Source organism: Trichococcus sp. (genome assembly GCF_049589555.1).
In the GTDB taxonomy this organism is placed as follows: Bacteria; Bacillota; Bacilli; order Lactobacillales; family Aerococcaceae; genus Trichococcus.
The window spans coordinates 1-10,282 of the sequence record NZ_JBAWAZ010000283.1; the positions used below are offsets into that span (position 1 = coordinate 1).

The following is a 10,282-nucleotide window of genomic DNA, read 5'->3' on the forward strand; positions in this document are numbered from 1 at the left end:
ATATTCCGGGAGGACAGCTGCTGGGCATCGCCAATGACTTTACGCAACGATTCCTCGACTTCGATCTTCTGACTGAAACAGAAGAGGAGGCAATCCAAATAGCCAAGTTCTTTGAAGAACAAACCGGAAATCTGGACGCGCCGATGATGGATCTGCGCCGTTTGCCGAAGGTGGTCGATTATCTGGAGGAGCAGGGACTGTTCGAAACGGCCCCGTTTGACGACAGCGAACCTGATGATATCACCAAACGCAGCATCCAATTTCCGACTTCCCGGAGCCAACGTCTGCAATCGTTGACGCGCGGTCAGACGGGTGCGGTCACGTCATTGGGCTATGCTGAAATCCGCGGCTACGGCGTCGCAAGCCACCCGAACATCGGCGAACTGCGGGTCGGCCAGCTGCCGCTCCATGTCGCCGATCCGCGCTATCTGGAGGATGAGGAGAATGACTATTACATCGGATCGATCACGGTGACCGAAGTCGAGTCCTTCATTCCGATTGACGTGACAGATGAAGCAGGCGAAACGAAGATGAGCTTTTCGATCGGTTACGGGCTGACATTCGGCCAGAACGAAACAAAGACAATCGCGATGAGCATCCTCGATTATTCGTTGGAGCACCCGGCCGAGAACCATCCAACATCCGATGAAGAGTTTGTCTTGCTGCATGTGGATTCCGTCGAATCGACTGGCTTCATTTCGCACCTGAAGTTACCGCATTACGTGACTTTCCAGTCGTTGTTGGACGGCATCCGGAAGATCAAAGGAGGAACAGAATGAATTACCAAGGAAATTACGCTTTCCTCGACGAAAATTCCAAAATGGAAATCCGCCGTACGATCCTGAAGGCGGTAGCCATTCCTGGCTATCAAGTGCCTTTCGCATCCCGCGAAATGCCGATTGCACGCGGTTGGGGGACGGGAGGACTGCAGCTCAGCCTGTCCTTGATCGGCGAGGACGATGTACTGAAAGTCATCGACCAAGGCTCCGACGAGAGCGTCAATGCAGTCAACATCAAGAAAATGATCGCTGATACGACCGGTGTGGCGACAACGATCCATACAAGCGAAGCGACGCTGATCCAATCGCGCCATAGGGTTCCGGAAGTTCCTCTGACCGAGGACCAGATCCTCGTGCTGCAGGTTCCGCTGCCGGAACCGCTGCGGGCGGTCGAGCCTTCGGAACGCAAGACCAAGGCGATGCATGCATACGGGGAATACAGCGTCTCTTGGCTGCATCTGTTCGAACAGATCGTCCGCTACGGCAAGACGGCGATGCATTCGGATTATCCCGTCATCGTAAACAAACGCTATCTGATGGCGCCGAGCCCAATCCCGCGTTTTGACAATCCGAAGCTGAACCATAATGAGGGGCTAGTGTTGTTCGGGGCGGGGCGCGAAAAGAAAATTTACGCCGTTCCTCCTTATACCGATGTCGTGTCGATCGATTTCGAGGATCACCCTTTCGAAGTGGAAAGTTTCGATGGCGCAGCCTGCCGATTGACCGGGTTGACGGACGTCTTCCTCGATGAATTGGTGGATGAAGCGACAGGGGAAACCTACTATTTGACGAATGACCAATCGTACCTGTTGGAAAGGTTGAATGCAAAACAAGAAACGGCAGCAGGAGGCATCAGACATGACTAAAGAATCACCTGTACTATCTCTGCGCGGCATGAACAAGCAATTCGGGGAAGGCTGTCCACGCTGCCTGGATAAACCGGAAAACCTCGAAAAGAATTATTGCCCAGCCTGCGGAACGGTTTACGCTTGCCGTGACATTTCCTTCGACCTTTACAAAGGCGAAATCATCGGCATCGTCGGCGAGAGCGGCTCCGGGAAATCGACCTTGATGAAGGCACTCTATTTCGACAGCGAAGTTACGGACGGCGAATATTTGCTGGCGGACTACAAAGACGGCCAGGATAATGTCTTCGGCTCGTCCCTTCAGCAACAGAAATGGATCCGCAACATGCTGCTGGGGATGGTCTATCAGAACCCGATGCTGGGGCTTCGGATGGAGTTTTCGTCGATCGCCAACATCGCCGAGAAGATGATCGCCGCCAATCACCGAAACGTCGAAGCAATGTTCGACCGTGGCCACGAACTGTTGGACAAAGTGAACATCCCGACTTTCCGCTCGAGCGAAGCGCCGAATAATTTCTCCGGCGGGATGCAGCAGCGGGTGCAGATAGCCAAGGCGCTCTCGAACAATCCGCCGGTGCTGCTGCTGGACGAAGTGACGACCGGGCTTGACCTGAGTGTGCAGGCCGACGTTTTGGACCTCATCAAGACGATCCAACGCGAGCTGCAGATCAGCATGATCGTCGTTTCCCACGATTTGGCGGTCATCCGCATGCTCTCCGACAGGACCATCGTGATGTACAACGGCGAAATCATCGAAGAAGGACTGACCGACCAGGTGCTCGAGGACCCACAGCACGCCTACACGCAACAGTTAGTCTATTCATTATTATAGGAGGAACGACATGTACATAATCACAAACGGAACGATCGTGCTGGAGGATTCCCTGTTGGAGAATGCCGCATTGCTGATTGAAGGCGACACCATTAAAAAAATCATGTCGAAGCATGAAGTGGATCAGTACGGTCCGGAATACAACGTGCTGGATGCGGATGGCGGCTTGATTGCGCCGGGCTTCGTGGATATCCATTCCGATTACATCGAGACCATCGTATCGCCGCGGCCGACCGCGATGATGGATTTCAATATCGGTCTGCGCGAAAGCGAGCGCATCCTGATTACGCACGGCGTCACGACGATGTTTCATTCGCTTTCCCTCTATAAAGAGCAGGATTTCGGGGTGAAGGCGATCCGCCAGCCCAAGCACGCGAACCGGTTGATCGAATCCATCAATGCCACCCACACGAGCGATCACATGATCCGCCACCGCGTGCATGCCCGTTTCGAGATAGACAATGTCGAGATGGTCGAGCAGGTCAAGGAGCATATCCGCAATGGCAAAATCCATCTGATTTCCTTTATGGACCACACACCCGGGCAAGGGCAGTACCGCAACCTGGAGATCTACAAAAAGACAATCGCTGGCTATTCGGAATTGACCGATGCGGAGGCGGAAGCCGTCATCGTCAAACGCCAAAGCAAGGAGAAAATCACTTTCGAACAGATCGCGGAAATGGCCGATGTTGCATTGGCCCATGGTTTGGCTGTCGCTTCGCATGACGATGATTCCATCGAGAAATTGGAGCTGGTCAAACGCCTCGGCACGACCATCAGCGAATTTCCGATTACGCTGGAAGTGGCGGATGCGGCCCATGAAGCGGGCCTGTGGACGATCGCGGGAGCGCCGAACATCCTCTTGGGAGGTTCGCATACCGGCAATCTGAGCGCTGCCCAAGGGATCCAGGAAGGCAACATCTCGATCCTCTGCAGCGACTACTATCCGGCTGCCTTGATCCATGCCATCTATATCATGCATCAGACGCATGGCATCAGCTTGGCGCGGATGTTCCGCATGCTGACGATCAATCCGGCCAGAGCCGTGAAGATGGACCATGAAATCGGATCAATCGAAGAAGGCAAGAAAGCCGACCTGCTGCTGATCAAAACGAAGGACAACTATCCGGCCATCACCTCCGTCATGATCGACGGGAAAATCGTCTACAGAACGGAGTACCGCCGATGATCATCAATGAGAAAAGGCTGACGGAGGATCCGACGATTGCATCGACAGCCAGCGTGACGAATGTCGGCTTCGGAAGCTATTGCGAAATCGGTCCGCATAACTTCATCGAAAACAGCCATTTCGGCGACTATTCCTATACCGGTCAGTTCTGCTTCGTGCAGAATGCCCAGATTGGGAAGTTTGCCAATATCGCGGCGGCGGTAAGGATCGGTCCGACCGACCATCCCTATGAACGCGCCTCGCTGCACCATTTTACCTACCGTCCCCAGATGTACGGCTTTGCTGACGGGGAGGACGAAGCGTTCTTTGAACACCGTCTTAGCCGCATCACGACGATCGGACACGACACTTGGATCGGCCATGGCGCAATCATCATGCCCGAAGTGACGATCGGAAACGGCGCCATCATCGGATCCGGCGCGGTCGTCACGAAGGATATCCCGCCTTATGCCATCGTCGTTGGGGTGCCGGCCCGGGTCGTGAAGCACCGTTTCGAGCCGGATACCATCGCTGCCCTGGAGGAAATCAAGTGGTGGGATTGGGAACCGGAGCTGCTCAAGCAGCGGTTGGAGGATTTTCGCGGACCGATTGAGATTTTTGTCGAGAAATATAAAAAAAGTCCGCTTTTGGCGGAAGAAGGAGGAGCACATGGCTAATTTGATTGAGATGCAAGGGTTGCAGAAAGCTTTTACGACCCATCATCTGAACAAGACGATGACGGCCGTAGAGGATATTTCCTTCGGTTTGGAGAAAGGTAAGTTCCTCGGCATCGTCGGCAAAAGCGGCAGCGGCAAGTCCACCATCATCAAGTGCATCTATCGGACTTATCTGCCCCAGAACGGACACATCTATTACGATTCGGAAGCTTTCGGCAGAATCGATCTGGTTACGGCACCGGAACGGGACATCATCCATTTGCGCAAAAATGAAATCGGCTATGTGTCACAATTTCTGAGCGTCATGCCTCGTACAACGACATTGGAGCTGGTCGAGCAGAGCCTGCTCGAGACGGGAGTGGACGCACCAACAGCCACGCTGCGCGCGAAAGAGGCATTGTGCCATTTCGACATAGCGGAAGCGCTCTGGGACAGTTATCCGAACACCTTTTCCGGCGGCGAAAAGCTGCGCCTGAACATAGCCCGCGCGACCGTCAAGAATCCGCGGCTGCTGCTCCTGGACGAACCGACGGCCAGCCTGGACAATGAATCGAAGCAAAAAGTCCGTGAAGTCATCCAGAAGCTGAAGGCCGGCGGAACGACCTTGTTGGGTATTTTCCATGATCTGGAATTCATGGAAGGACTTTGCGATTATACCTATCAGATGCAGGAAAGAAGAATGGAGGCGAACTAGATGAAAGTGGATCTGCATGTACACAGCGATTATTCGGATGGCTACGACAGCATCGAGACGATTTTCGATCAGGCAAAAAAGAACGGTATCGAAATGATCAGCTTCGTCGATCACGATACGACAGACACCTATCCGGCGGCCAAAAAAGCCGGTGAAGGGCGCGGCATCATCGTCATTCCCGGAATCGAAATCTCCGCCTATGATTTCAAAAGGAACCGCAAAGTGCACATCCTCGGCTACGGCTACGACTATCCAGCCGTCCACATCAACGACCTTTGCGGGGAATTGCTGAAGCGGCGTGACGACCATTCCTGGATCCAAGTGGAGACCTTGATCGACCACGGCTATACGATCCGGACCAGCAAATTGAAGAAATCAAAAGGGAATCAGCCGACACTTTACAAACAGCACATCATGGAATCCATGACCGATGCGCCTTACGGATCGGCCGAATACAAGACACTTTACCGGGGGCTCTTTAAAGGGGACGGCATCTGCGCCAGCGACATCGAATACATCGACGCGAACCTTGCCGTGAAAGCGATCAAAGCGGACGGCGGCTTGCCTGTTTTGGCGCATCCCGGCCAATTGGACTCGTTCGATATCATCCCTGAACTGATAAAAAACGGGTTGGCAGGGCTTGAAATCAACCACCCGGATCATACGGAAGAGGACCGACTGCGTATCAAAGCAATGGCTGAGCAATATGGCCTGTTCCTGACCGGCGGCTCGGATTACCATGGCAACTATTGGATCCCTTTGGAAGTGGGACACACGTTGGCTCCCGAGGATGCACTGCACCCCCTTGTTTGGAAACATTAACAGTTTATTAACACAAATTTACATACGTTTAACCGATAATTTATATACATATGTTAATTTTAGTAATGTAGGTAAAAACAAAAAATCGTTCTGGAGGCTAACATGAAAAACGTATTATCAAAGATTGCACTGCTCTCAATGAGCGCATTGGCACTGGCAGCATGCGGAAACAGCGGATCGGCTACGGAAGGTTCAGCAACAGGAACTGAATCCACTGCAACGACAGGCGAATACACGGATACAATCACGATCGTCTGGTATCCGAATGAGTCAGGCAACGATATGGAAGCTTCCCGTGAAGCAATCGGTAGCTATATCGAGGAAGCTACCGGCAAAAAAGTCGAGCATCAACTGACGACCGACTACGCCATCGCCATCGAAGCGATCGCCAACGGACAAGCCAATCTGGCCTTCATGGGCGCGCAAGGGTATGTTGAAGCCCACGACAAGAACGAAAACGTTATCCCATTGGTTGTTCCATCAGGAGAATCCGGCACTTTGGAAGATGCCATCTACTACAGCTGGATCAACGTCAAAAAAGGCAACGAGGAAGCCTACAGCGACGGCAACGGCGGTTATTCATTGGATAACATCCAAGGCAAACGTTTCTCCTTCGTTTCCAACTCATCCACTTCAGGCTTTGTTGTGCCGACTTCAGGCATTATCGCGGCTTTCCCTGATGAAGAACTGACACAAGAGTTGCTGATGGAGGGCGGCGAAGGCAAATTCTTCAGCGAAGTCCTGTTCGGCGGCTCCCACCAAGGCTCCGCAGTCAACTTGCTGACTGACCGCGCTGATGTGGCGGCCTTCTGTGACACTGCTTTGATCAACTATGTGGAAGCAGTCGATGGCGAAAAGAACGCAGTCGGAACGACCTATGCAGTCAAGGAAGATGCCGCTGATCCGTTCACTGGTATGGCTGGACAAGAATTCGTGTCCATTTCTGTGACGCCTGTGCTGAACGCGCCGATGGTCATCAATAACGATGTTACTTCCCCTGAAGATCAAGAAGCTTTGGAAGCAATCTTCACGAGCGAAGAAATGAACAACGATCCATCCATCTGGAAAGATCCTGAATCGGAAGAATCTGCACTGTTCGAAAAAGAAGGCGAATCCCAATTTGTGACGGCGGTAGACGCTTGGTTCGATCCGATCCGCGCATTGTCGGCTAAATAACCCATAAGATAAAGGAAACATCAAAAGGAGAGAAACAGAATGGCATTGCTTGAAATGACCCATGTATCGAAAGAATACACAAAGGGAACGAAAGCATTGTCGGACATTCATTTCTCAGTCGAAGAAGGGGAGTTCATTTCAATCATCGGAAAGTCCGGTGCAGGGAAATCAACTCTCCTTCGCTGTATCAATCGCATGATTGATCCGTCTGAAGGTGTGGTAATGTTCGATGGTGTGGATACCGAAAAACTGAACACGAAAGAGTTGCGCGAGCTGAGAAGACAGATCGGCATGATCTTCCAACACTATAATTTGGTGAACCGATTGAGTGTGCTGGATAATACTTGCCACGGCCGACTTGGCTACACGAGCACGCTCAGAGGGGTGTTCGGAGCCTTCACGAACGAAGACAAAGCGCATGCGACAACGATTCTTGAACAACTGGGGCTGAAAGAACAGATCCATCAACGTTGCGACCAATTGTCAGGCGGGCAGAAACAGCGTGTCGGAATCGCCCGGGCGTTGGTTCAGAACCCGAAATTGATCCTTTGCGATGAACCGATCGCTTCCTTGGACCCGAGCTCTTCGCGCGTCATCATGGAATATTTGAAGGACATCAACAAAAAGATGGGCATCACGGTCATCTGCAACCTGCACCAAGTCGATGTCGCCATCGCCTATTCGAAACGCATCATTGGCGTGAACGGCGGACAGATCGTCTTCGACGGCACACCTGATGAATTGACGCAGGAAAAAATCCATGAAATCTATGGTTCCGAAGCCGGGGAACTCATCACCGACATTTCGGCCTAAAAGGAGGACAACATGCAAGTTACAACGAACCCGCTGCAGACACGCGGAATCAGAAGAACACTCGCATTCCTGGCAATGCTGCTGTTGGTGGTAGCCGCCTCCGTTCTGCTGGAGTTTGAATATGGGGAAGCGCTCAGTGCTTTCCCATATGCAGCCGTTTGGCTCACACAAAATTTTTACCCGAATCAAGCTGCTTGGGCCAAGCTCCCGGCTATCCTGGAGAAGCTGGTGGAAACGGTGCTGATGTCGGTGGCGTCGGCTACAGCCGCGAGTCTTTTCGCCTATGTCTTCGCTCTGTTCGGGGCAGAAGCCACAAAAGTGAACAACGGGCTGGCTTGGGCATCCAAGCTGTTCGCATCCTTTTTCCGGAATGTGCCGGATATCGTCTGGTCGATGATTTTCCTGTTCTCCTTCGGGATGAACATCATGACCGGTTTCTTGGCATTGTTCTTCGTGACTTTTGGAACCTTGAACCGTGCCTTTATCGAAACCATCGATGAAACGTCAAAGGATTCGGTCGAAGCTTTGACCGCCACTGGCGCCACCCGCTGGCAGATCATCGGCCAGGCGATTTTCCCGAACAGCATCTCGGGAATCATTTCCTGGATCCTGTACAGCATCGAAAACAACGTCCGCAGCGCCACCTTGATCGGCATGCTGACCGGATCGGGCATCGGCCACATCTTCAATCTCTATTACAAAAATCTGGATTACCATTCCTGCAGCCTGATTGTGCTTTGCATCATGATTGTCGTAATCGGACTGGAATCCATCTCCAACCAAGTAAGGAGGTCCATCTTATGAGCGACAACGGATTGCCATTGGAAGCAGTACTGAACGAGAAAAAACGCAGAATTGAATCCAAAGGGCCTGAGGTATCGAAAGAAATCGGACCGAAAAGCAGTCTGCGCAATGTTTGGTTCGTTCTGGCCGGTTTGGCTCTTGTCAGTCTTTATGCTTTCATCAGTTTCGACTACGGCAACATCGATTGGGGACTTGCGATCAATGGGACTTTCGCCAATCTGAGGACAATCTTTCTGGAAGCGGAATTGAGCAGCATCAGACTCAATGAAGCGCTGCTGCAAGTGGTAATCACCTTTGCGATTGCGTTTTTGACGACCATATTCTCGGCCATTCTGTCGGTTGTTTTGGGATTGTTTGCCGCACGGAATCTGGGCGGCAAACGGTCATCCGCCTTGATTAAAGGTTTTGTTGCGCTGATCCGTGCGATTCCCACTGTCATGTGGGTGCTGATTTTTGCGATCGTCGCCGGTTTGGGCAGCGTAGCGGCAGTCATCGGCATTTCGTTCCATTCCTTGGGCTACTTGACGAAGATGTTTTCGGAAAGTTTCGAGGAAATGGACGGAGGCGTCATTGAAGCGCTGAAAGCTACCGGCGCCAGCTGGTGGGAAATTGTTTTCCAAGGCGTATTGCCGACCACAATCCGTTCGTTGGTGGCCTGGACTTTCATGCGCTTCGAAATCAACTACATCGTGGCCTTGGGGATGGGAGCAGCGGCAGGTGCCGGCGGGATCGGCTTCAATCTCTTCATGGCTGGGAATTTTTATTACAACATGCGGGAAGTCGGAGCCGTCACTTTCCTGATCCTCTTGACATGCTTTTTGCTTGAGGCGGTTTCCGTAAGGATCAAGAAGAGCCTGTCGACGAAATAAGTTTCGGAATGAGGAAAGCAGTAATGAAAAAATATTTGAAATGGTTGTTGCCGCTGGCATCTTTGTGGGTGTTGTTCGGTCTGACGCCTGCCTCGGGGAAAAGCTACCAATATATCTACGAACCGGGAGAATATGCCGAAGTGATGGATCAGGACAGCGCCTATATTTACTTTGGCCGGGATACGAGTGTAGACTGCCGCGCCTTCGAGCCGCTTTTAGAGGTGGCCATCGCCGAAACGGATGCCATCGTTTACCACTACGACACGGACGAACATAACGCCGATGAGGATATTCAGGACATCCTGGACGTTCATGAAGTCGTGACGTTGCCGAAATTGTTGAAGCTCGAGAAGGGAAAAGTCGTAGGCTATGTGGACCACACGGATTCGCAAGCTACAATCACAGCGCTTTTTGCTGAAGGGGAATAAGGACTTATTATGTCCGAATCCATTGCTTGTCATAAAGGAAGACGCTCTTGCCGGGCGTCTTTTTGTTTGCGCTGAAAGGAAAACAGCTACCTCAGGAACCTCACGAACAGCCCGGTATTTGCTCAGTTTCAGGCGCTTTTCGGCAGCCATCGTATTGATGGTTCTGCGGATGCGGAAGTGATAAAATAAGCATGAGACAATGGGCTTCAGCAAAGGAGACGTGGATAAAATGAGCTTTGGGATCGAAATGGTGGAAACGCAGGAACAACCGACTCTGGTTTTGAAAACGATTACTCCTGTGAGTGAGATGCCGAAAATATTGGGGAAGGCCTTCATGGACATCGTCACGCACAT

At 51.9% G+C, this 10,282-nt stretch carries 12 protein-coding genes; all 12 read left to right on the plus strand.

Annotated features, from left to right (window positions below; all coding sequences use genetic code 11):
• Nucleotides 1-779, plus strand: a 779-nt coding sequence (locus WBV27_RS10100; protein ID WP_424201716.1) for a carbon-phosphorus lyase complex subunit PhnI, incomplete at its 5' end; no start/stop codon positions are given.
• Nucleotides 776-1,645 carry an alpha-D-ribose 1-methylphosphonate 5-phosphate C-P-lyase PhnJ gene (locus WBV27_RS10105; protein WP_424201718.1) on the plus strand — a complete coding sequence of 290 codons (870 nt, stop codon included), beginning with the start codon at nt 776-778 and terminating at the stop codon, nt 1,643-1,645. The genes WBV27_RS10100 and WBV27_RS10105, both read left to right, overlap by 4 nt.
• A complete protein-coding gene (locus WBV27_RS10110; RefSeq protein ID WP_424201720.1) occupies nt 1,638-2,477 on the plus strand; it encodes an ATP-binding cassette domain-containing protein in 840 nt (279 codons plus the stop codon). Before WBV27_RS10105 ends, WBV27_RS10110 begins: the two co-directional genes overlap by 8 nt.
• A gap of 10 nt (nt 2,478-2,487) precedes the next feature.
• The gene (gene phnM, locus WBV27_RS10115; protein WP_424201722.1) at nt 2,488-3,666 is read left to right on the plus strand and encodes a phosphonate metabolism protein PhnM; all 1,179 of its coding nucleotides are present in this window, start codon (nt 2,488-2,490) and stop codon (nt 3,664-3,666) included.
• Entirely contained in the window at nt 3,663-4,322 is a 660-nt protein-coding gene (locus WBV27_RS10120) for a chloramphenicol acetyltransferase (RefSeq protein ID WP_424201724.1), read from the plus strand. Before phnM ends, WBV27_RS10120 begins: the two co-directional genes overlap by 4 nt.
• Nucleotides 4,315-5,016, plus strand: coding sequence for a phosphonate C-P lyase system protein PhnL (gene phnL, locus WBV27_RS10125; protein WP_424201726.1), 702 nt, complete (start codon nt 4,315-4,317; stop codon nt 5,014-5,016). The genes WBV27_RS10120 and phnL overlap by 8 nt, the downstream gene beginning before the upstream one ends.
• Nucleotides 5,017-5,838 carry a PHP domain-containing protein gene (locus WBV27_RS10130; protein ID WP_424201728.1) on the plus strand — a complete coding sequence of 274 codons (822 nt, stop codon included), beginning with the start codon at nt 5,017-5,019 and terminating at the stop codon, nt 5,836-5,838.
• 102 nt (nt 5,839-5,940) lie between these two features.
• Entirely contained in the window at nt 5,941-7,014 is a 1,074-nt protein-coding gene (locus WBV27_RS10135; protein ID WP_424201730.1) for a PhnD/SsuA/transferrin family substrate-binding protein, read from the plus strand.
• 39 nt (nt 7,015-7,053) lie between these two features.
• Complete coding sequence (gene phnC, locus WBV27_RS10140) at nt 7,054-7,827, plus strand: phosphonate ABC transporter ATP-binding protein (protein WP_424201732.1); 774 nt, start codon at nt 7,054-7,056, stop codon at nt 7,825-7,827.
• A 12-nt stretch (nt 7,828-7,839) separates the two neighbouring features.
• The gene (locus WBV27_RS10145) at nt 7,840-8,631 is read left to right on the plus strand and encodes a PhnE/PtxC family ABC transporter permease (protein WP_424201734.1); all 792 of its coding nucleotides are present in this window, start codon (nt 7,840-7,842) and stop codon (nt 8,629-8,631) included.
• Entirely contained in the window at nt 8,628-9,500 is an 873-nt protein-coding gene (locus tag WBV27_RS10150; RefSeq protein WP_424201736.1) for a PhnE/PtxC family ABC transporter permease, read from the plus strand. Before WBV27_RS10145 ends, WBV27_RS10150 begins: the two co-directional genes overlap by 4 nt.
• A 23-nt stretch (nt 9,501-9,523) precedes the next feature.
• The gene (locus WBV27_RS10155) at nt 9,524-9,928 is read left to right on the plus strand and encodes a thioredoxin family protein (RefSeq protein ID WP_424201738.1); all 405 of its coding nucleotides are present in this window, start codon (nt 9,524-9,526) and stop codon (nt 9,926-9,928) included.
• The last annotated feature ends 354 nt before the right edge of the window (nt 9,929-10,282 follow it).